The 21,293-nt window shown below is 67.7% G+C and carries 17 protein-coding genes; 6 read left to right on the forward strand and 11 right to left on the reverse strand.

What is annotated here, in order from left to right; all coding sequences use genetic code 11:
- Positions 1 to 149: 149 nt before the first annotated feature.
- The 11 genes from LL964_RS05655 to LL964_RS05705 form a co-directional block, all read right to left on the reverse strand.
- Entirely contained in the window at positions 150 to 473 is a 324-nt protein-coding gene (locus LL964_RS05655; protein ID WP_104587321.1) for a hypothetical protein, read from the reverse strand.
- Positions 474 to 648: 175 nt separating this feature from the next.
- On the reverse strand, positions 649 to 1,782 hold the full coding sequence (locus tag LL964_RS05660) for a protein-glutamate methylesterase/protein-glutamine glutaminase (protein ID WP_167395319.1): 1,134 nt from the start codon (positions 1,780 to 1,782) through the stop codon (positions 649 to 651).
- Complete coding sequence (locus tag LL964_RS05665) at positions 1,779 to 2,585, reverse strand: CheR family methyltransferase (protein WP_104587323.1); 807 nt, start codon at positions 2,583 to 2,585, stop codon at positions 1,779 to 1,781. Before LL964_RS05665 ends, LL964_RS05660 begins: the two co-directional genes overlap by 4 nt.
- A 3-nt stretch (positions 2,586 to 2,588) precedes the next feature.
- Positions 2,589 to 3,872, reverse strand: a complete 1,284-nt coding sequence (locus LL964_RS05670) for an EAL domain-containing response regulator (RefSeq protein ID WP_104587324.1) — start codon at positions 3,870 to 3,872, stop codon at positions 2,589 to 2,591.
- 25 nt (positions 3,873 to 3,897) lie between these two features.
- Positions 3,898 to 4,413 carry a chemotaxis protein CheW gene (locus tag LL964_RS05675; RefSeq protein ID WP_104587325.1) on the reverse strand — a complete coding sequence of 172 codons (516 nt, stop codon included), beginning with the start codon at positions 4,411 to 4,413 and terminating at the stop codon, positions 3,898 to 3,900.
- A gap of 11 nt (positions 4,414 to 4,424) precedes the next feature.
- Positions 4,425 to 6,569: a methyl-accepting chemotaxis protein gene (locus LL964_RS05680; protein ID WP_146092364.1), complete on the reverse strand. Its 2,145-nt coding sequence runs from the start codon at positions 6,567 to 6,569 to the stop codon at positions 4,425 to 4,427.
- Positions 6,570 to 6,659: 90 nt separating this feature from the next.
- On the reverse strand, positions 6,660 to 8,660 hold the full coding sequence (locus LL964_RS05685) for a chemotaxis protein CheA (RefSeq protein ID WP_104587326.1): 2,001 nt from the start codon (positions 8,658 to 8,660) through the stop codon (positions 6,660 to 6,662).
- Between the two features lie 18 nt (positions 8,661 to 8,678).
- A complete protein-coding gene (locus LL964_RS05690; RefSeq protein WP_104587327.1) occupies positions 8,679 to 9,008 on the reverse strand; it encodes an STAS domain-containing protein in 330 nt (109 codons plus the stop codon).
- A 554-nt stretch (positions 9,009 to 9,562) separates the two neighbouring features.
- A complete protein-coding gene (gene mfd / locus LL964_RS05695; protein ID WP_104587328.1) occupies positions 9,563 to 13,027 on the reverse strand; it encodes a transcription-repair coupling factor in 3,465 nt (1,154 codons plus the stop codon).
- Between the two features lie 407 nt (positions 13,028 to 13,434).
- Positions 13,435 to 13,977: a GNAT family N-acetyltransferase gene (locus LL964_RS05700; RefSeq protein ID WP_104587329.1), complete on the reverse strand. Its 543-nt coding sequence runs from the start codon at positions 13,975 to 13,977 to the stop codon at positions 13,435 to 13,437.
- A 382-nt stretch (positions 13,978 to 14,359) separates the two neighbouring features.
- The gene (locus tag LL964_RS05705; RefSeq protein WP_104587330.1) at positions 14,360 to 15,268 is read right to left on the reverse strand and encodes a 23S rRNA (adenine(2030)-N(6))-methyltransferase RlmJ; all 909 of its coding nucleotides are present in this window, start codon (positions 15,266 to 15,268) and stop codon (positions 14,360 to 14,362) included.
- 160 nt (positions 15,269 to 15,428) lie between these two features.
- Between LL964_RS05705 and creB the strand changes: the two genes are divergently transcribed.
- The 6 genes from creB to LL964_RS05735 all read left to right on the forward strand — a co-directional run bounded on the left by creB (position 15,429) and on the right by LL964_RS05735 (position 21,267).
- A complete protein-coding gene (creB, locus tag LL964_RS05710) occupies positions 15,429 to 16,133 on the forward strand; it encodes a two-component system response regulator CreB (RefSeq protein ID WP_208621439.1) in 705 nt (234 codons plus the stop codon).
- A 49-nt stretch (positions 16,134 to 16,182) separates the two neighbouring features.
- A complete protein-coding gene (gene creC, locus LL964_RS05715; protein WP_104587331.1) occupies positions 16,183 to 17,631 on the forward strand; it encodes a two-component system sensor histidine kinase CreC in 1,449 nt (482 codons plus the stop codon).
- Positions 17,632 to 17,885: 254 nt separating this feature from the next.
- Positions 17,886 to 19,205: a cell envelope integrity protein CreD gene (gene creD / locus LL964_RS05720; protein WP_104587332.1), complete on the forward strand. Its 1,320-nt coding sequence runs from the start codon at positions 17,886 to 17,888 to the stop codon at positions 19,203 to 19,205.
- A gap of 7 nt (positions 19,206 to 19,212) precedes the next feature.
- On the forward strand, positions 19,213 to 19,632 hold the full coding sequence (locus LL964_RS05725; protein WP_104587333.1) for a hypothetical protein: 420 nt from the start codon (positions 19,213 to 19,215) through the stop codon (positions 19,630 to 19,632).
- Between the two features lie 42 nt (positions 19,633 to 19,674).
- Positions 19,675 to 20,286 carry a GNAT family N-acetyltransferase gene (locus LL964_RS05730; protein ID WP_104587334.1) on the forward strand — a complete coding sequence of 204 codons (612 nt, stop codon included), beginning with the start codon at positions 19,675 to 19,677 and terminating at the stop codon, positions 20,284 to 20,286.
- Positions 20,287 to 20,370: 84 nt separating this feature from the next.
- Entirely contained in the window at positions 20,371 to 21,267 is an 897-nt protein-coding gene (locus LL964_RS05735; protein ID WP_104587335.1) for a carbon-nitrogen hydrolase family protein, read from the forward strand.
- The last annotated feature ends 26 nt before the right edge of the window (positions 21,268 to 21,293 follow it).

The raw sequence follows: 21,293 nt of genomic DNA on the forward strand, positions 1-21,293 counted from the left end.
ATCTCGAACGACCGCGCTCGCCTCGGGCGAGCGCGGTCGGCCTGCGGCGCCGTAGTGCGGCCACGGCATCTGGATGGCTACCGCCGGATGCGCAGCGCCGAGATCCGCCGGCGCACGCGAGCGGCGTGCGTCGGCAGCGCACACCCGTGTCAGTGCAGGCGGCAGCCGTGCGGCGAGCGGTCGAACGGTTCCGGCGCAGCCCGATCGCCTTGCGCATCGCCCATCGCGAGCAAGGCGGCCCGTGCCTGCACCCACTCGGGGCGAAGAACCGGCTGCGGCTGCGGGCACTGCACGGTGAGCGCCTGCTGCAGTCGCTGCGGCCGCAAGCGCTCGTCCTCGGTGGTAGGGACCGGCGGGGCAGTGGCGGCAGTGCAGTGGATGTGGGCACCTGCGTCGATGACGGGGTCGACGAATACCGAGTCGACGCTGACCGGATCGATGAACAGGCTGTCGGTGAGATCGCGTGTGGCCATGCTGCACCTCCTGTCCCGTGACGGCGGGCGTCGCCGCATCGGGTGACCCGCGCAATGCTGGGTCTTCAAGAACGATAGCGGCAGCGGTGGTGGATCTTTAGGGGCTGGCGACCAAGGGTTCCAGTCGCCCGGGGGCATGCATGCCGGTAGAGCCACGACCACGAGCGCGTGGCAGCTACTGCAACTGCGTGACGATCTCGCGCGCCATCGCGCCCAGCGGCAGGATGCGGTCGGCACCGCCGCGCTTGATCGCTTCCTTGGGCATGCCGAACACGATGCTGGTGTGCTCGTCCTGCGCCACCGTGCGTGCGCCGGCCTGACGCATTTCCAGCAGGCCGGCGGCACCGTCGTCGCCCATGCCGGTCATGATGATGCCCAGCGCGTTGCTGCCGGCCGCCCGCGCGGCCGAGCGGAACAGCACATCCACCGACGGGCGGTGCCGGTTGACCGGCGGGCCTTCCATCACTTCGACGAAGTATTGCGCCCCGCTACGGCGCAACAGCAGGTGCTTGCCTCCCGGTGCGATCAGCGCACGGCCCGGCATGACGCGGTCGTTGTTGGCGGCCTCCTTCACTGCGATCTGGCACAGGCCGTCGAGGCGTGCGGCGAAGGCGGCGGTGAACTTTTCCGGCATGTGCTGCACGATGACGATGCCCGGGCACACGCGCGGCAGAGCGGTGAGCACTTCTTCCAGCGCCTGGGTGCCGCCGGTGGAGGTGCCGATGGCCACGATGCGCTCGGTGGTCTGCGCCAGGGCGCGGCCGCTTTGCGCCGGCAGGATCACATCGGCGGTGTGCTTGACCTCGGCCTCCAGCGGCGCGGCGCTGACGCGTGCGGCCAGCCGCTTGACGTTGGCGCGCGCGGCGCTGCGCACCGTGGCCACCAGTTCATCGGCCGAATCGGTGAGGAATTGCTTGAGCCCCAGGCGCGGCTTGGTCACCACCGCGACGGCACCGGCCGCCAGCGCATCCATGGTCACGCGCGCACCCTTCTCGGTGAGCGTGGAGCAGATCACCACCGGGGTGGGACGCTCGCTCATGATCTTGCGCAGGAAGGTGATGCCGTCCATGCGCGGCATCTCCACGTCCAGCACGATCACGTCCGGCCATTGCTGGCGCATCCTCTCGATCGCCAGCAACGGATCGGCGGCGGTGGCGATCACCTCGATGCCCTGCGCGTCGTTGAGCACGCCCACCAGGACCTGGCGGACGACCGCCGAGTCGTCCACCACCATCGCCTTGATGGTGTGCGGGGCAGGGGCGGAGGCGGGGCGGTTGAAGGCTGTCGGCACGGCGGATCCTCGGGTCATGCCTTACGGAAGATCGAGGGTGCCACCTGGACCAGATCGATGTCGAGTTCGCTCAGGCTTTCCGAATGGCCGATACAGAAGTAGCCGCCCGACTTCAGGTTGGCGAGTACACGCAGGATCACTTCGCGCTTGGTCTGGCCGTTGAAATAGATCATGACATTGCGCAGGAAGATCGCATCGAAGCTGCCCAGTGCGGGCAGCGCGGCATTGAGATTGGCATGCACGAACTGCACGCGCTCGCGCAGGCGCCGCTCCACCAGCAAGGTGCCGGCGTACTCGCCCTGGCCACGCAGGCAGTAGCGCTTGAGATAGGGCTGCGGAATGCCGTCGATGCGCTGCAGCGCGTAGTGCCCGGTACGCGCCTTGGCCAGCACGCGGGTGCTGATGTCGGTACCCACCACGTCGAACGGGCGCCCCTGCAAGGTGTCGTCCAGCACCATCGCCATGCTGTAGGCCTCTTCGCCGCTGGAGCTGGCCGCGCTCCAGCACCGCAACGGCAACCCGCCGCGGTGCTCGCCTGCCAGCTTGCGCAGCAGGTCGAAATGCTTGGGCTCGCGGAAGAAATAGGTTTCGTTGGTGGTCAGCAGATCGATCGCGGTCTGGATCTCGGCGCGGTCCTGGCGGCTTTCCAGCAGCTGCAGATACTGCGTGTAGCTGTTGAACTGATGTTCGCGCAGGCGCTTGCCCAAGCGGCCGCACAGCATGGCTTTCTTGCCGGAGGAAATGCTGATGCCGGCCGCCTCGAAGATGAAGCGCTGGAAGCGGCCGAACTCCTGCTCGGTGATGGCAGTGGCGGTACTCATGGCTCAGGCCACATCCGCATCGGCGGAGAAGGAACCATCGCTCAGGCGCGCGATGCGCACGGCGTGCTCGCGCCACCAGTCCGACAGCATCGGCCCCGGCATCGGCGAGCCCATCAGGTAGCCTTGCGCCAGATCGCAGCCCAGCTCGCGCAGCAGGCGCCAGTCGTCGGGCGTTTCCACCCCTTCGGCCACTGCAGTCAGCTCCAGCCGGTGCGCCAGTTCCAGCGTGGATTCGAGCACGGTGCGCTGGCTGCGGCTGCGATGGGCGGCCTGCACGAAGCTGCGGTCCAGCTTGAGTTCGGTGAACGGAATGCTGGCCAGGCGCTGCAGCGACGAAAAGCCGGTGCCGTAATCGTCGATGGACAGCCCGAAGCCGTGCAGGCGCAGGCGCGCCAGCATGCTCAGTGCGTTGGCCGGCTCCACGATGGCGCTCTCGGTCAATTCCAGCACCAGGTCAGCCGGGCTCAGGCCGTTGTCGGCCAGCTTGGCGCACAGCTGTTCGAGGAAATCCTGCTCGCTCAGCAGGTTCGGCGACAGGTTCAACGCCAGGCTCAGCTGAAAGCCTTCCTCGCGCCAGTCCACCATCTGCGCAATGGCCTTGTCGATCACCTGCTGGGTCAGCGCGTGGATCAGTCCCTCACGTTCGGCCAGCGGAATGAAACGGTCCGGCCCGATCATGTCGCCCTGCGGGCGGCGCCAGCGCGCCAAGGCTTCCACGCCACGCAGCCGGCCGTCCTTCAGGTCGAGCTTGGGCTGGTACGCCACGCGGATCTCGCCGCGGCGCATGGCACGGTCCAGCCGCGAGGCGGCTGCGCCCCCGCTGGACATCAGTGGCGAGATCGCCGCCGACCGCGCTGCCGGCGTCGCACCGGCGGAGGCAGGTTCGCATTCCAGCACGGCGGCCAGGTCCTGCAGGTTCATCGGCTTTTCGATGCCGCCCAGCACGCGCACCCCGGCGCTGCGGCTGAGCTGCATCACCGCGTCGATCAGCGCGCCGCCGCGTTGCGACACCACCACCACCGGCACGGTGTACTGGCCGCGTGCCAAGGCGTCGAGCAACTGCACGCCGTCCATGCCGGGCATTTCCAGATCGACCAGCAGCAGCGAAGGTGCGTTGGCGCGGCTCAACCAGTCCAATGCGGCATGACCATCAGCGGCGCCCTCGACCACGTTGGCGCCAAGCTGGCGGCACAGCGCCATGGCGTGTTCGCGCTGGACCACGCTGTCGTCGACGACCAGCACCGGGCCGGCCAGCGTACAGTTGCAGGAGAGAAGAACAGGGCGCATGGGAATCCTGGCGAGCATCCGAGAGTCAGGCCGCCAGTGCGGCGGCGGGGAGCTGGGCCAGTGCATCCTGGCCCAGTACGGCATCGGCATCGAGCAGGATCACGAAGCGCTCGCCGATCTTGCCCATGGCATGGATGAAATCGCGCGCAACCCCGGTACCGAAGCTGGGCGCCTGGACGATGTCTTCGGCTGCGATCTCCAGCACTTCGCTGACCGCATCGACCAACAGGCCGAGCACCTGGTGCCCGTCGCCATGGGCGATCTCCACGATCACGATGCAACTGCGCTTGGTGATCGCGCTGGCGCTACGGCCGACGCGCTGCTGCAGATCCACCACCGGCACCACCGTCCCGCGCAGGTTGATCACCCCACGCAGGGCGGACGGCATCATCGGCACATCGGTCGGTACGCGGTACTCGATGATTTCCTTGATGCCGAGAATGCCCAGGCCGAACATCTCCTTGCCCAACGAAAACGTCAGGTATTGCTGCGGCGCCGTGGGCGAAGGCGCATCGGCGGACGCGCTGCTGTGCGGTTGCATCGTCGGCTCCTTCAGAAACTGGCGAACTGCGATTCGTCGATGGCATCGGCAGTGGCGGCCACCACGCCGATCTGGCGCACATTGGTACGCCGTGCCGGTGCATGGGCGGCCACCGGCTGGCTGGCCTGCGTCGTCCGACGCGGCCCCGACCGGCCGGCCGGGCGTCCGCCATTGCCCAGCCGGAAGAAGCCCATCAGCTGCTGCAGCTGTTCGGCCTGCGCGCTCATCTCCTCCGAGGTGGCGGCCAGTTCCTCGGCGTTGGCCGCGGCCGACTGCGTGGTCTGGTTCAATTGCCCCACGGCGGTATTGATCTGGCTGACCCCGGCAGTCTGTTCTTCCGAAGCGGCGGCGATCTCCTGCACCAGATCGGAGGTGCGGCGGATCGAGGGCACCATCTCGCCCAGTACGCGGCCGGCGCTTTCGGCCAGTTCCACGCTGGAGCCGGCCACCTCGCCGATTTCCTGCGCGGCGATCTGGCTGCGTTCGGCCAGCTTGCGCACTTCCGCGGCGACCACCGCAAAGCCCTTGCCATGCTCGCCGGCACGCGCGGCCTCGATGGCGGCGTTGAGCGCCAGCAGGTTGGTCTGGTAGGCGATGTCGTCGATGATGCCGATCTTCTTGGCGATGTCCTTCATCGCCACCACGGTGGCGCGCACGGTGTCGCCGCCGTCGGCCGCTTCGCTGGCGGCCTTGGCGGCCATGCTGTCGGTGACCCGCGCGTTTTCGGTGTTCTGCGCGATGGAGGCGGTCATCTGCTCCAGCGAGGCGCTGGTCTCTTCCACGCCGGCGGCCTGTTCGCTGGCGGCCTGGGCCAGCGCCTGTGCGGTGGCACTGACCTCTTCGGAGGCGCTGGCCAGGTTCTCGGCGTTGCGGTTGACCTCGTCGACGATCTCGGTGAGGCGGCTCATGGTGGTGTTGACGTAGCGCTGCATGTCGGCGAATGCGCCTTCGTAGCGGCCTTCCACGGTATGGGTGAGATCGCCCTCGGCCATGGCGCCCATCACCTGGATCACCTCCGAGATGCTGCGCAGGTTGCCGCGCGCGCGCTCCACGGTCTCGTTGATGAAGGCCTTCTTGCCCGGCAACTGCGCCAGCGGCGCATCGAAGTTGCCGCGGCCGAATTCGGCCATCACGCCCATCGCCAGTTTCTTCACCGCGATATGCGCGCCGACCATCTGGTTGATGCCCAGCGCCATGCTGCGGAAATCGCCATCGAAGCGGCTGATGTCGATCACCACGTCGATGTCGCCGGCCTCGTGTTCGGCAGACATATGGTTGATCTGGCCGATCAGTCCGGTGAGATTGCCGCGCACCTGCTCGATGATTTCGTTGATGAAGCGCTTCTTGCCCGGCAGCAGCGGCAGCTGCGCGGTGAAGTTGCCGCGACCGAACTCGCCCACGCAGGCGATGGCCTGCTTCTTGACCGCGATATGGCCGGCCACCATCGCGTTGATGCCTTCGGCCATGCGGCGGAAATCGCCGGTGAAACGCTGGGTGTCGATGACCACGTCGATATCGCCGGCATCGTGCTCGGCCGACATGCGGTTGACCTCGGCGACCAGGCCGGTGAGGTTGCCGCGGATCTGGTCGACGATCTCGTTGATGAAGGCTTTCTTGCCCGGCAACCGTTCCAGTTCCGCCGAGAAGTTGCCGCGGCCGAACTCGGCCACACAGGCCATCGCCTGCTTCTTGACTGCGATATGGCTGGCCACCATGCGGTTGATGCCGTCGCCCATGGCGCGGAAATCGCCTTCGAAGCGCGCCACGTCGATGCGCGCATCGATCTCGCCGGCATCGTGTTCGCGCGAGACGCGAATGATCTCCTCGTTGACGTGGCGGATGCCGCTTTGCACCTTGCGCAGCCCGCGCAACACGTCGCCGGCCTGCTCGTCGCGATCCTGCGGCAGGGCGACATCGAAATTGCCGCGCGAGAAGGCATCCAGCGTCGTGGTGGCCAGGTCCAGCGAACCGTTGACCAGGCGAATGGCCCATGCCAGCAGTACGCCGCTGACCAGCGCGGCGACCACGCTGGCGGCCAGCAGGGCGGCATGCGAGAGCGTCAGCGCGAAGCCGGCGACGATCACGAGAACGGGCAGGGCAACGGCCAGTGCGGCGGTGAACCACAACTGCGTGGCGATCGGAAGACGGTGTGACATGGCGGTAGCTTCCTGGGGTCAGGGAACAACGTGACGAACGGTTTGTTGGCCAGCGATGACGCCGGATATCAACAGCGGTGGTGCAGGCACTCAGGCGGCCAGCGCGTCCTGCTGCGGGTGCAACTGCTGGATCAGGCTGGGCACATCCAGGATCAGCGCGACATCGCCGCTGCCCAGAATGCTCGAGCCGCTGATGCCCTTGACCTGCGCGAACACCTTCGACAGCGGCTTGATCACCGTCTGCCATTCGCCCAGCAGGGTGTCCACCACCAGGCCGAAGCGCTGCGCGCCCTGGCGGATCACCACGATGCTCTCGCGGGCCGGCGTCTTGCCGCCAAGTGCGAACAGCTCGCGCAGACGCACATAGGGCAGCACGCTGCCGCGCAGGTCGATGTAGTCGCTGGCGTAGTCGGGTGCGAACTCCACGCATTCCTCCACCACGTCCAGCGGCACCACGAACACCGACTTGCCCACGCCCACCTGGAACCCGTTGATGATGGCCAGGGTCAACGGCAGGCGGACCGAAATGGTGGTGCCCAGCCCGGCGGCGCTGTCGATCTCCACGGTGCCACGCAGCGCGGTGATGTTGCGCTTGACCACGTCCATGCCGACGCCGCGGCCGGACAGGTTGGTGACCTTTTCTGCGGTGGAGAACCCCGGCTCGAAGATCATGGCGAAGACCTCGCGGTCGCTGAGCTGGCGGCCGGGTTCGACCAGGCCGCGTTCCAGCGCCTTGGCCAGGATCTTGTCGCGATTGAGCCCGCCACCATCGTCGGTGATCTCGATGACGATGCTGCCGGAGTCATGGTAGGCGTTGAGGCCCACGGTGCCGCGCGCGGGCTTGCCGCGCGCCACGCGCACCTCGGCCGGTTCGATGCCGTGATCCATCGCATTGCGCACCAGGTGGGTGAGCGGGTCGCCGATCTTTTCCACCACCGACTTGTCCAGTTCGGTGTCTTCGCCGGCCACCACCAGCGCGATGTCCTTGCCCAGCTCGCGGGCCACATCGTGCACCACGCGCTGGAAGCGGCTGAAGGTGCCGCCGATCTTGACCATGCGCAGCTGCAGCGCGCTTTCGCGCACCTCTTCCACCAGCCCGGCCAGGATCGAGGCCGATTCCAGCAGCTGCGCGTCGCCGCTGCGCTGCGCGTTGGCGTTGGTGCTGGCCACGGCGATGATGAGTTCGCCCACCAGATCGATCATGCGATCGAGCTTGTCCGCATCCACCCGGATCGAGCGCGCGTCGGCACCGCCGCGCGCACCGGACTCCGGCGCTGGACGCGGCGCTGCCGGTGCGGCCGCGGGCACGTTGGCCAGCGTCGCAACCGTCACCGGTGCGCTGGCCAGCAGTGCGGCGGCGTCGGCCGGTGCCGGAACGGCGGCGATCTGCAGGTCGCAATCGTCGCGCACGAATTCGAATACGTCGTCGATGGCAGCACGGTCGGCGTCGCTGCGCAGCAGGATCCGGAAGCCCAGGTAGTTGGCCTCCGGGTCGAGATCCTCGAAGGCGGGCAACTGGCTGTCGTCGGTGTCGATCGACTCGACCGAGCCCAGGCTGCGCAGGTTGCGGATCAGCTTGAGCGGGGAATTGCCGAAGCGCAGCGCATCGGCGAACAGTTTCAGGTCGATGCGCCAGTAACCGCTCTGTTTTTCCGGGGTGCTGTGCTGCGCGACGGCCGCGGTGACGCCACAGCCGCTGCCTTGCAGGTAGGTCTGCAACTGCGCCAGCAGCGGCTCGGCTTCGGCGGCCAATGCCGCCGCATCGGCATGGCCGGGGTCGGCCGCAGTTTCCACCAGGGCGTGGATATGGTCGCAGCACACCAGCAGCAGCGCGATCAGTTCCGAACTCAGCGTCAGCGCTTCATCGCGCACCAGGTCCAGCACGCTCTCCACCACGTGGGTAAAGCCCACCAACTGCGGCAGATCGAACAGACCGCCCGAGCCCTTGATGGTATGCGCGGCGCGGAAGATTGCGTTGACCGCATCCGGCGAGGATTCGCCACGCTCGGCTTCGAGCAGATGGCGTTCCATGTCCTCGAGCAGATCCCGGCTCTCGGCCAGGAAGGTCTGCATCAGCTGATTCATGTCCATGCGCGCGTCACCGGTCCGTTAGTGAATGCGTGCGTCGAGGCTTGCGACCGCGTGCGGATACAAGGCTTCGAGCAGGCCCAGCAGTTCGATCACATCGACCACCGCGCGGCTGGAGTCGGTCAGTGAAAACGGCCGTCCGTCGGCCTGGATGGCCTGCTTGGTGGCCAGCAGCAATTGCAGACCGGTGGTGTCGATCTCGCTGACCGCGCCCAGGTCCAGATGCAGACCGCCCGGATGCGCCAACGCCGGCTGCAGCAGCGGCTTGAGTTCGGCGGCGCGCCGAATGGTCATCTCGCCCTCCAGGGCAAGCGTCAGCGGCGCAGGAAAATCGGACGATGGGGTGCTCATGGATGCCTCGAGGCGATACGCTGACGCGGGGAATGGCGCTGCGGTGGGGTGAACGTGCGCGGTTCGCACACGCCGCAGCTGCCGGTCTATGCAGGTATCGGCCCTGGTCCGGAATATTTAGGCCTAATTCAGTGCGATGACGGAAATGCGAAACGGGTCACTGCGCGCGAATTAATCGCTCAGTTTTGTCGCAAGCAGGCTCAGGGACGGATTGTCCGGGACAGTCCTGTGGACAATGGCGCCGGATCGATCGTGCCTGGACAGCGCGCACCCCCAACGCAGCCATAGCGCGGGAGATTGGTCGATCGGCGTGAAGGTGGCGGTGTGGTGCCGCAGGCAAGCCGATCCCGACGGTGGAAGAGCGCCGCTGGAGAAACGGCGAGGTGGGCACAGGATGGGAATACGCAGGCGTGCAGGGGTCTTGCCTGGATCCAGCTGCGGCCGAGGACCGGGGATCGCCTCGCCGCCGGGCACGTGACCCACATGCGCATAGTGCGTACGCCGCGTAGCGTTCGAGGCTGTCTGCTCAGCGGAGCGTTGCGCCGCTACCCGCTTCAGCCCGGTGCCAACGCCGCCAGCAGGCCGCGTGCGGCGTTGAAGCGGTCGGCGCCTTCGGGCAGCGGCAGCTTGATGCGCAGTTTGTCGGGGCCGTCCATCGCGTAGATCTTCGGCTGCTTCTGGATCATCTGGATGATGGTCATCGGGTCGATCGCCGGCTTTGCTTCGAACACCAGCCGTCCGCCGTTTTCGCCCAGATCCAGCTTGCGTATGCCCAGTGCATTGGCCTGTAGCTTGAGCTCGGCGATGGCGAACAGGTGCTTGACCGGATCCGGCAGCAGGCCGAAGCGGTCGATCATCTCGACCTGCAACTCGCGCAAGGCCTCCGCATCGCGCGCGCTGGAAATGCGCTTGTACAGGGTCAGGCGGGTATGGACGTCGGGCAGATAATCCTCGGGAATCAGCGAGGGCACGTGCAGCTCCACTTCCGCACCGCGCACTTCCTCGCCGGCATCCAGGTCGGGCAGCTTTCCCTGGCGGATGCTGCGCACGGCGCGTTCCAGCAGTTCGGTGTAGAGGCTGAAACCGACCTCGGCCATCTGCCCGCTCTGGTCCTCGCCCAGCAGCTCGCCAGCGCCGCGGATCTCCAGGTCGTGGGTGGCCAGGGTGAAGCCGGCGCCGAGCTCGTCCATCGAGGCAATCGCTTCCAGGCGCTTTTCGGCATCGGAGGTCATCGAGCGGCGGTCCGGCACCACCAGGTAGGCGTAGGCGCGGTGATGCGAGCGACCGACGCGGCCACGCAACTGGTGCAGCTGCGCCAGGCCGAAGCGGTCGGCGCGGTTGATGATGATGGTGTTGGCATTGGGGATGTCGATGCCCGATTCGATGATCGTGGTCGACAGCAACACGTTGAAGCGCTGCTTCTGGAAATCCAGCATCACCCGTTCCAGCTCGCGCTCGGGCATCTGCCCATGCGCGATGCCGATGCGCGCTTCCGGCACCAGTTCGGACAACTCGCGCTGCATGCGCACGATGCTTTCCACATCGTTATGCAGGAAATACAGCTGGCCGCCGCGGCTGAGTTCGCGCTGGAACGCTTCGCGCAGCAGCGTGTTGTCCCAGGCGGTGATAAAGGTCTGCACCGCCAGACGGTTCGGCGGCGGGGTGGCGATGATGGAGAGGTCGCGCAGGCCGGCCATGGCCATGTTGAGCGTGCGCGGGATCGGCGTGGCGGTGAGCGTGAGCAGGTGCACATTGGCACGCATCGCCTTGAGCGCTTCCTTCTGCCGCACACCGAAGCGTTGCTCTTCGTCGACGACCACCAGGCCCAGATCCTTGAATTTCACGTCCGGCTGCAGCAGCCGATGCGTGCCGATGATCACGTCGATCTCGCCACTGGTCACCTTCTCCAGTTCGGCCTTGATCTCCTTGGTGCTCTTGAAGCGCGACAGCACCTCCACCTTCATCGGGTAATCGGCGAAGCGGTCGCGGAAATTGCGGTAATGCTGTTCGGCCAGCAGCGTGGTCGGTACCAGCACCGCGACCTGCTTGCCGGCGCTGGCCGCGGCGAACGCGGCACGCACCGCGACCTCGGTCTTGCCGAAGCCCACGTCGCCGCAGACCACGCGGTCCATCGGCTGGCTGCTGGCCAGGTCGCGCAGGGTCGCATCGATGGCGGCCAGCTGGTCGCCGGTTTCCTCGAACGGAAAGCCGGCCGCGAACGGTTCGTACATCGCACGATCCACCTGCAAGGCCAGACCCGCACGCGCGCGTCGGCGTGCCTGGATTTCCAGCAGTTCGGCTGCGACATCGCGGACCTTTTCGGCGGCCTTGCGCTTGGCCTTGGTCCATTGTTCGCCGCCCAGCGAATGCAGCGGGGCGGTCTCGGCCGAGGCGCCGGAATAGCGGCTGATCAGGTGCAACTGCGCCACCGGCACATACAGCCGGTCGCCCTTGGCGTATTCGATCTCCAGAAATTCGCCGGGCATGCCGCCGGCATCGAGCACGATCAGCCCGCGGTAGCGGCCCACGCCATGATCTTCGTGCACGATCGGCGCGCCCTCGGACAACTCGCCCAGGTCGCGGATGATCGCTTCCGGCTCGCGTCCCACGCGGCGGGTGCGACGCGGCTGGTTTGCCCGCTCCGGAAACAGCTGGCGCTCGGTCAGCACCGCGATCTGCGGGGCATCCAGCGCAAAGCCGTCGTCCAGCGGCGCCACGGTGATGCCGAAGCGCAGCGTGCCGGCCAGGAATGCCGGCACGTCGGCAACCACCTCCGGCTTCAGTTGCGCGGCGGCCAGCACTTCCATCAGCGCTTCGCGGCGGCCGGCCGAGTCGGCGGCGACCAGCACCCGGCCCGGGTAATGGCCCAGGAACGACGCCAGCGCCTGCCCGGCGGGCGCGTCTTTCGCGGCCACCGGCAGCGGCGGCAATGGCTGGTCGCCGAGCGCGGACGCCTCGTCGATGCGCGGGTGATCGGCCGGCCACACTTCGATACGCGCCAGCTTGTTGAGCCGCTCGCGCAACGCATCGGGCGATTGGTACAGCTCGTCCGGCGGCAACAGCGGGCGTTCCACATCGTGGCGACGCTGTTCGTAGCGGTGTTGCGCCTGGGTCCAGAATGCATCGGCGGCGTTGGAGACACCGGTGGCGATCACCGGCAGCACGCGCCTGTCCAGATAATCGAACAGCGTGGCCGTCTTGCCGAAGAACATCGGCAGGTAATATTCCACGCCCGACGGGGCGATGCCGGATTTCAGGTCCTGATACAGCGCGCTGCGGCGGGTATCCACGTCGAAGCGTTCGCGCAGGCAGGCCAGTACGCGCTCGATGCTGGCGTCGTCCATCGGCACTTCGCGGCCGGGCAGCATCTTGACCGCGTCCACCTTGTCCAGCGAGCGCTGCGATTCCGGGTCGAAGGCGCGGATGGAGTCGATGTCCTCGTCCAGCAGCTCCACCCGCAGCGGTGCGTCCGCGCCCATCGGAAACACGTCGAGCAGACCGCCGCGCACGGCGAAATCGCCCGGGTCCATCACCTGCGGCACATTGCGGTAGCCGGCGCTTTCCAGGCGGCGTTTTTCCGCGTCCAGATCCAGGCGCTGGCCGACGCGCAGGTCGAAGCTGCCGCCCACGATGTAGCTCAGCGGTGCCAGCTGCTGCAGCAACGTCTGCACCGGAACGATTACCACGCCCTTGCTCAGTCCGGGCAGGCGATGCAGCGCGGCCAGCCGCTGGCTGATGATCTCCGGGTGCGGGCTGAATTGGTCGTAGGGCAGGGTTTCCCAGTCGGGAAACGGCACCACCGGTAGCGCCGTCGAGTCACCCAGCAAGGTCAGCAGATCCGATTCGATCTGGTGCGCGCTCTGGTTATCGCGCGCGATCACCAGCAGCGGCCCGGCATGCGCCTCGGCCGCGCGGGCGATCGACCAGGCCAGCGCAGTGGGCGACGACGGTGCGCGCCAGTAGGCGCGGAGCTGGCCGGATTTGGGCAGCGGCGGAGAAGGGTAGGTAGGCGACGGCATCAGCCGGCAATTTTATCAGAGCGCCCGCCGCGGCCGGTCCATCTGGCGTGAAAGGTGATTCGCACGGTGCATGCCGAAGGGCGCTGCGGGGCTACAGCCCTTGCGAGCTCGTGCATCTGTTTTGTTGGCGGCTTTCTGTGGGGCCTGGAGAGTCCAAAGCCACGCTGGTCGAGTGCGCGGCGCCCTTACCGCTCGCGGGACACGCCGTGAATCCGTCCCTGGAGGCTCGTTGGCGGCATCCATGCCGCCAACGGTCCCGCAATCGGTAAGCACACCGCGCCAGAGAGTTTGCTGGTGGTTTTATTGAAAGCTAGGCACACCGACCGACTCGACTGGTCCTTGCAACCAAGCCGCAGATCGCCAGCTCCAAGCCGAATCCCAAATCCCAAATCCCGAATCCCAGCCCCTCAGGCATCCAACTCCAGCACCATCCGCACCAGCTCCGGCGACTCCGGATGCGCCTGCGGTCTGAAACCCAGGGATTCGGCCAGCTGCAGCATCGGGACGTTGCTCTGCAGCACGTCGCCGAACAGACAGTCCAGGTACTTGCGACGCGCCCACTTGACCAGCTTGCGCATCAACTGCCGCCCCAAGCCCTGGCCGGCGACGAAGCTGCTGACCAGGATGGTGTATTCGGCCTGGCGGGTGCCGGGTACCAGCGCGGCGCGCGCGACCGCACCGACCAGGGCCTCGCCCGGCGGCAGTTGCTCGGCGGCCACCAGTACGATCTCGCTCTTGGGGTTGGGATGGGTCAGGCGCTGCACCATCTCCGGAGTGATCTCGGTGGAGGAGCGCACGAAGCGCGCGCGGATTTCCTCCGGCCCCAGCAGGCTGAAGGCCCCTTGCAAGGGTGGGCCGTCCTCGGGGCGGATCGGACGGAGCAGCAGGGTGCGGCCATTGGGCAGGCTGAAGTTTTCATGCCACGGAGGCATGCGATTGCGAATGGCCATGACCGGTAATTCCTTCAAGATCGGAAGATTCTGGCACCAGCACGGCGCGCAACCGTGAATGAATCCGGTGCGCGGCGAGGGATCGACAAGCGGTGACAGTGCTTCTCACGTCACTGTAACGAGCCGAGCCGTGAGCCAGTCGTGAGAGTGCAGGGTGCGCGTGGGCGGCCATCCGACCGCGGGGCTTCCCGTGGCACGCTCACACACGCAGCTCCGGCAGCCGGGTCGGCGGCCCGGACACGCGCGGGCCGGCGCGTGCGTTGCCGCGCCTCGAAGCGGGGGGCGCGCGATCAGGTGGTGGGACGGTAACGGCCGGCGTGTGTCGCGCTGCAGCGCCAGCCGGCCCCGGCTGCCGCCGGCAGCCGCGACCGCCGGCGGCGGATCAGGCGTCCTGCCGCAGCCACTCCAGCCGGGTGGAGGCGCCGGGTTCGCCAAGATGCTGCTTCAGTACCGGCAACGCAGGCGCCAGCACCCGGTCGAACTGCCAGGGGGCATTGACGATCAACAGCCCGCTGCCGGTCAGGCGCAGCGGCGAGTCGTCCGGCCGCACCTGCAGCTCGGCCACCAACACCGACTTGGCCGGCAGCGCGGCGGCCTTGCGCATGAACGGCTGCAGGCTGCGGCGCAGCTTGATCGGGTACCACACCATGCAGATCGCCTGCGGCCAGCGCGCTAGCGCCTCGCGCACGCTGTGCAGGATTTGCGGGTACTCGGCGTCCTGCGCCTCGTACGGCGGGTCGATCAGTACCAGCCCGCGGCCGATCTTGATGTCGCCCGCGCGCGGTGGCAGGAAGGCGCGGATCGCCGCATAGCCATCGCCGGCATGCACGCGTACGCGGCTGTCCTTGTCGAACAGGCTCTTGAGCGCCTGTGCCTCGTCGGCCTGCAGTTCGCAGAACGCCATGCGGTCCTGCGCGCGCAGCGCCTGTGCGGCCAGCAGCGGTGAGCCGGGATAATGATCGAGCTGGATGCCGGCGGTGGGGCGGGCCGGCTTCTGCCCGGGCGTCACGGGGCGTGCAGGCGCCAGGTTGTCGGCCTGCACCGCACGCAGATAGCGCTCGACCACGTCTGGCAGGGTGGGCTGGGCCATCAATCGCAGTACCCCGGCGTCGGCTTCGCTGGTCTTGCGGCTTTCCTCGCCACCGAGCTGGTAACGGCCGCGCCCGGCGTGGGTGTCGAGCACGAAGAATGGGGTGTCCTTGCGCTTGAGCGAGTCGATCAGCGCCAGTAGGGCGATGTGCTTGAGCACGTCGGCGTGGTTGCCGGCATGGAAGGCGTGGCGATAGTTCATCGCGGCAGTGTAAGCGGGCGGGCGCGTTTGCGCTGGTGCGCGGGTGGCTGGCGGCGTGCGGACGCGGGACCCGGCCGGCAAGCGTTGCGAAAGCGGGTGCAGCCCGCGGTGCTGGGCGAGCGGGAGACGACGGCGCTGCAGACCACGCGCGCATGCGGCTATGCTGCGCGCCATGTCCCAAGCTCCTGTCCGCGTGCTCGTCGTCGAAGACGAGGCCGCCATTGCCGATACCGTGCTGTACGCGCTGCGCAGCGAGGGCTATGCGCCCGAACATTGCGTGCTGGGGCGCGAGGCGCTGGCGCGGCTGCGTGCCGATCCTGCCGATGTGGTGGTGCTGGACGTGGGCCTGCCGGACATCAACGGGTTCGACGTCTGCCGCAGCCTGCGCAGCTTCAGCGAGGTGCCGGTGATCTTCCTGACCGCCCGCAACGACGAGATCGACCGGGTGCTGGGGCTGGAGCTGGGCGCCGACGACTACATGGCCAAGCCATTCTCTCCGCGCGAGCTGGTGGCGCGGGTGCGGGCGCGGCTGCGTCGGCGGGCGGCGCCTGTAGCCGCCGAAGCCGGCTGGCAGCCGCATGGCGCCTTTGCGATCGACCGCGAAGGCAGCCGCATCCGTTACGGCCAGACCCTGCTGCCGCTGACCCGCTACGAATACGCGCTGCTGGCCGCGCTGCTGCAGCGGCCCGGCGCCATCCTCAGCCGCGCGCAGCTGATGGACCGCGGCTGGGACGCCAGCGCCGACAGCGCCGATCGCACCGTCGATACGCATATCAAGACACTGCGCGGCAAGCTGCGCGAGGCCGGCGTGCCGACCGATCCGATCCGCACCCACCGTGGCCTCGGCTACGCCCTGGAGGTGTAGCCGATGACCTCGCCCAGGCGTGCGTGCGTCCCCCGGGCCGGGCGCTGAGATGCGGCTCGGTCTGAAGCTGTTCCTGGGGTTTTTCCTGATCGTCGGGCTGGCCGCGTTCTTCGTGATGCGGGTGTTCGTCAACGAGGTCAAGCCCGGCGTGCGCCAGGCGATGGAATCCACGCTGGTGGATGCGGCCAATGTACTGGCGGAAATGGCCGGCCCCGAGCTTGCGCAGGGCACGATTGCCAGCGGCAGCTTCGCCCGCCATCTGGCGCAGGCGCAGCAGCGCGATCCCAAGGCCTGGGTGTGGCGCTTCCGCAAGAACAACGTGGACTACCGCGTCACCGTGACCGATGCGCGCGGCGTGGTGGTGTTCGATTCGCTGGGCCGCGACGTGGGGCGCGACAATTCGCGCTGGAACGATGTCTACCGCACCTTGCGCGGCGAATATGGCGCGCGTTCCAGCCCCGAGAACGATGGTGATCCCACCGCGACGGTGATGCACGTGGCTGCACCGATCTACGCGCCGGATGACTCCGGGAAACTGATCGGCGTGCTGACCCTGGCCCAGCCGAACCGCAGTATCGACCCCTTCATCGAGGCCAGCCAGCGCAACATCCTGCAACGCGGCGCCTGGTTGATCGGCATTTCGGCGTTGATCGGCATCGCCATGACCTGGTGGCTGATGCGCGGCATCGGCCGGCTCAATCGCTATGCGCAGGCAGTGAGTGCCGGCCAGCCGGTGCCGCCGCCGGCACCGCGCAGCGACGAGATCGGCGATCTGGGCCAGGCACTGGAAACCATGCGCCGCCAGCTGGAAGGCAAGGCCTATGTCGAGCAGTATGTGCAGTCGCTGACGCACGAGATGAAGAGCCCGCTGGCCGCGATTCGCGGCGCCTCCGAACTGCTGAGCGAGCCGCTGCCGGACGCCGATCGCCAGCACTTCGTCGCCAGCATCCGGGCGCAGGAGCGGCGCCTGACCGAGACCATCGACAAGCTGCTGGCGCTGGCCGAGGTGGAACAGCACGGCTGGCTGCAGAGGCGCGAGCGCATCGACGTGTCCGGCTTGCTGCAGGCGGCGGTGGAAGCCGTGGCGCAACGCGCCGCCAGCGCCGGGGTGCAGGTCGAGATCGATGCTGCATGCCTGACGGCCGGCGATCAGGCCGTGCACGGCGATGCGTTCCTGCTGCGGCAGGCGCTGATCAACCTGCTGGAAAATGCCATCGCGTTCTCAGCCGCAGGCAGCCGTGTGCAGCTACGCATGCAACTGCAGGGTGCGCAGCTGCAGCTGCTGGTGGAAGACCGCGGCAGCGGTGTGCCGGGGTATGCGATCGAGCGCGTCTTCGAACGTTTCTACTCGCTGGCGCGCCCGCAGACCGGCCAGCGCGGCTCCGGCCTGGGGCTGCCCTTCGTACGCGAGGTGGCGCGCCTGCATGGCGGCGAGGTCAGGCTGGACAATCGTGAGGGCGGCGGCGCAGTGGCCGTGTTGCGCGTGCCCATCGCCTGAGCGCGAGGCCAGCGGCCTCGGGCGGCTCTGCCAGGCCGCCCGCACAGCGCAGCACGGTAGCGGGGTGGCGTGCTGTACACCTGCCCGTGGCCGCCCCCGATCACGTCCCCCCGCGCCCGCGCGGGTCCGTTGCCATCGACTGGCGGCGCCGACGCGGCAGCGTACGCAGAGCACTTCACACTCGCTTCAATTTCGCCTCAAACCCCCGACACCGCCACGTCGCACCCTGGCCGCTTCCAAGACGAGGACGGTCGATGAAATCCCTGAAACTGTTATTGCGGTTCGCCACCATCGGTGGGCTGATCCTGCTGTTGCTGATCCCCTTGCTGCTGATCCGTGGCGCGGTGCAGGACCGTGCCCGCTATCGTGACGAGGCGGTGGAGCGGGTGGCGCAGAGCAAGGCCGGCGAGCAGCAATTCATCGCGCCGGTGCGCGTGCTGCCGTATACCGAAGAGGTGCAGGTGACCGAGCCGGACGAGCAGGGCAACCAGCGCAAGGTCTGGCGCAAGCGCGAAGGCGTGCTGATGCAGACGCCGCGTCGCCTGAAACTCGGCGGCGAGATGGTGCCGTCGGTCCGCGAGGTGGGCCTGTACCGGGTGCAGGTGTATTCCTGGAACGCCACCCTGCACGCGGAATATGCGCCGTTGGACTACGCTGCCGTGCCGACCCGCGTCTACGGCCGGCCGCATCTGGCGGTGGGCATCTCCGACGTGCGCGGGCTGGTCGGCACCCCGCGGTTGCAGGTGGACGGGCGTGCAGTGGCACTGGAAAGCGGTGCCGGTGCATTGGCCGATCGCTCCGCAGGCGTGCATGCCGCGCTGAGCCCGCTGACCGACACGGCCGCCGGACGGCTGCAGGAGGGCAGCGTGGTGAACATGCAGTTCGTGCTGGACGGCACCCGCCGGCTGGCCATCGCGCCGATCGCCGACAACAACGAGATCGCCTTGCGCTCGGCCTGGCAGCACCCCTCCTTCGGCGGCCGTTTCCTGCCGAATGCGCCGAGCATCGGGCCCAAGGGTTTCGAGGCCACCTGGTCGCTGTCGTCGCTGGCCACCGGCGCACAGACCCAGCTGCAGTCCAGCCAGGATGCGCTGGACATGCTGGAGGTGCGCCTGGTCGATCCGGTGGACGTGTATACCCAGGCCGACCGAGCCAGCAAGTACGGCATCCTGTTCGTGGTGCTGACCTTCGTGGCGTTCGTGCTGTTCGAATTGATCAAACGCCTGCCCATCCATCCGCTGCAATACCTGCTGGTCGGCCTGGCGTTGGCCATCTTCTTCCTGCTGCTGCTCAGTCTGTCCGAGCAGATCGCGTTCTGGAAGGCGTACCTGCTCTCGGCCGCAGCGTGTATCGGGCTGCAGTTCTTCTACCTGTCGGGCGTGCTGCGCAGCTGGGGCCGCGCCGCAGGATTCTCGGTGATGCTCACGGCCCTGTATGGGGTGCTGTACAGCCTGTTGATCTCCGAAGACAACGCATTGCTGATGGGCTCCCTGCTGCTGTTCGGCATCCTGGCCAGCATCATGTGGGTGACCCGCAAACTCGATTGGTACGAACTTGGCAATAGTCTGCGCTGAGAGCGGCATGAGAGCGCAGGCACAACTGGTCCGGCGGGCGCAGCGTTTGCTGCCCGCAGGGATCGACACGGTGGCGCTGCTTCCCGCAGCGCTACCGCAACAGTGGGAAGGCTCGGCACTATCGGCCTTGCCGTGGGCCGGGCAGGGGCGCGGCGGGGTGATCGGCTTGCGCTTGCATGACCGCACCGCCGAGGACTTGCGCACCGGTGGCTGCAACTTCATGCAGGCGCCACGGCAGCAGATGACGCAGGGGGAGGCCGGCCTGCGTCGCTACGGGCCATGGCAGCGCCTGAGCAATGGCAGCTACTGGACCCGCAGCAATGATGCGTTGCTCGGGGTGCTGGTGGCGGCGGAAGCGTCGGCAGTGTGGTTGATGTGGCAACAGCCCGGTGCCCTGCAACAGCGCCACGGCAGCTGGCTGCGCTGAGCGGCGGTGGCGGGGCAGCGCGATACGTCCGGCTCGCTTACCATGGCCGGCATGACCGGTACCTCCCTCATCGTCGAAGCAGTAAGCGGCAATGCGGTGCTGCCGTATCTGGATGCGGTGGCGCAGCTGCGCATCGCGGTGTTTCGTGCATGGCCCTATCTGTACGAGGGCGATGCCGATTACGAACGCGACTATCTGGCAGCGTATGCGGCCTCGCCGCAGAGCGTGTTCGTGCTGGCGCGCGATGGCGATGCGGTGATCGGCGCGTCCACCGGCCTGCCGCTGCTCGACGACAGCGAGGCGTTTCATGCACCGTTCCGTGCCGCCGGCATCGATCCGGCCAGCGTGTTCTATTTCGGCGAATCGGTATTGCTGCCCGCGTATCGCGGGCGGGGCATCGGCCATGCGTTCTTCGACCGCCGCGAAGCGCATGCGCGCGCGCTGGGCCGCTTCGCGCTCACCGCCTTCTGCTCGGTGGAACGCACGCCCGACGATCCGCGCAAGCCAGCCGACTATCGGCCCAACGATGCGTTCTGGCGCAAGCGCGGTTATGCGCCGCAGCCGGACATGCAGGTGCGGCTGGCGTGGGCGGAGTTGCAACGCGGGCAGATCGACCACAGTTTGAGCGTATGGACGCGCGCATTGGCGGACTAGCTGCGCCCGTACCTCCTGCATGGCCGCCTGCCACCCGCGCGGGTCGCCTGCACTTGTTCCCGCTTCCCGTCACAGGAAACCGCCATGAATGCGCCGCTCACCATCGCCGTTGCCAAGTACCCGATCGGTCGACCGGCGGATTTCGACGCCTTTGCCGTACGCGTGTCGGCCCTGGTCGGCGAGGCGGCGCTGGCCGGCGCGCGCGTGGCGGTGCTGCCGGAATACCTGTCGCTGGAGCTGGCCGCGACCTTCGGCACGCAGATCTCCGCCGGCCTGCCAGAGTCGCTGGCGGCCATCCAGGCCTTGCGTGCACCGTGGCTGGAGCTGTTTGCCGGGCTGGCCCGGCAGCACCGCCTGCATCTGATATCCGGCAGCTTTCTGCTGGATCTGGGCCAGGGGCGCTACCGCAATCGCAGCGATTGGTTCACGCCGGATGGCCGCCACGGGTGGCAGGACAAGCTGCAGCTCACCGGCTTCGAAAAAGCGACCGGGCTGATCGAGCCGGGCGATGCGCTGAAGGTGTTCGACCTGGACGGCGTGCGTGCGGCGATCGCGATCTGCTACGACAGCGAATTCCCGCTGCCGGTGCATGCGCAGTACGAAGCCGGTGCGCGCCTGCTGATCGTGCCCAGTTGCACCGACACCGACGCCGGCGCCACCCGCGTGCGCGTCGGCTGCCTGGCGCGCGCGCTGGAGAACCGCATCTTCGTCGCGCAGTCGGTCACCGCCGGGCATGCGCCCTGGAGCCCGGCACTGGACGTCAATACCGGTGAGGCGGCGGTGTTCGCACCGATGGATGTGGGCTTCCCCGCCGACGGCGTGCTCGCGCAGACCGGCGGCGAGGCGGTATGGGCGTATGCGGCGCTGGATTTCGCTGCCTTCGAAGCCAGCCGCGCCCAGGCGCAGGTGGCCAATGATCGCGATTGGTCCGGGCAGTTGGGAGCCGGCCTCGCGCGTGCCCGGCTGGCGACCTGGGAATGAGGCCGCCACACTGCGCGTAGTGCGGA

The sequence above is a fragment of the Xanthomonas melonis genome (assembly GCF_020783655.1).
Lineage (GTDB): Bacteria > Pseudomonadota > Gammaproteobacteria > Xanthomonadales > Xanthomonadaceae > Xanthomonas > Xanthomonas melonis.

Bases quoted from the DNA above. Each gene is read 5' to 3' on its own strand.
- LL964_RS05655 (WP_104587321.1), bottom strand. From the start codon at position 473: ATGGCCACACGCGATCTCACCGACAGCCTGTTCATCGATCCGGTCAGC.
- LL964_RS05660 (WP_167395319.1), bottom strand. From the start codon at position 1,782: ATGACCCGAGGATCCGCCGTGCCGACAGCCTTCAACCGCCCCGCCTCC.
- LL964_RS05665 (WP_104587323.1), bottom strand. From the start codon at position 2,585: ATGAGTACCGCCACTGCCATCACCGAGCAGGAGTTCGGCCGCTTCCAG.
- LL964_RS05670 (WP_104587324.1), bottom strand. From the start codon at position 3,872: ATGCGCCCTGTTCTTCTCTCCTGCAACTGTACGCTGGCCGGCCCGGTG.
- LL964_RS05675 (WP_104587325.1), bottom strand. From the start codon at position 4,413: ATGCAACCGCACAGCAGCGCGTCCGCCGATGCGCCTTCGCCCACGGCG.
- LL964_RS05680 (WP_146092364.1), bottom strand. From the start codon at position 6,569: ATGTCACACCGTCTTCCGATCGCCACGCAGTTGTGGTTCACCGCCGCA.
- LL964_RS05685 (WP_104587326.1), bottom strand. From the start codon at position 8,660: ATGGACATGAATCAGCTGATGCAGACCTTCCTGGCCGAGAGCCGGGAT.
- LL964_RS05690 (WP_104587327.1), bottom strand. From the start codon at position 9,008: ATGAGCACCCCATCGTCCGATTTTCCTGCGCCGCTGACGCTTGCCCTG.
- mfd (WP_104587328.1), bottom strand. From the start codon at position 13,027: ATGCCGTCGCCTACCTACCCTTCTCCGCCGCTGCCCAAATCCGGCCAG.
- LL964_RS05700 (WP_104587329.1), bottom strand. From the start codon at position 13,977: ATGGCCATTCGCAATCGCATGCCTCCGTGGCATGAAAACTTCAGCCTG.
- LL964_RS05705 (WP_104587330.1), bottom strand. From the start codon at position 15,268: ATGAACTATCGCCACGCCTTCCATGCCGGCAACCACGCCGACGTGCTC.
- creB (WP_208621439.1), top strand. From the start codon at position 15,429: ATGCTGCGCGCCATGTCCCAAGCTCCTGTCCGCGTGCTCGTCGTCGAA.
- creC (WP_104587331.1), top strand. From the start codon at position 16,183: ATGCGGCTCGGTCTGAAGCTGTTCCTGGGGTTTTTCCTGATCGTCGGG.
- creD (WP_104587332.1), top strand. From the start codon at position 17,886: ATGAAATCCCTGAAACTGTTATTGCGGTTCGCCACCATCGGTGGGCTG.
- LL964_RS05725 (WP_104587333.1), top strand. From the start codon at position 19,213: ATGAGAGCGCAGGCACAACTGGTCCGGCGGGCGCAGCGTTTGCTGCCC.
- LL964_RS05730 (WP_104587334.1), top strand. From the start codon at position 19,675: ATGGCCGGCATGACCGGTACCTCCCTCATCGTCGAAGCAGTAAGCGGC.
- LL964_RS05735 (WP_104587335.1), top strand. From the start codon at position 20,371: ATGAATGCGCCGCTCACCATCGCCGTTGCCAAGTACCCGATCGGTCGA.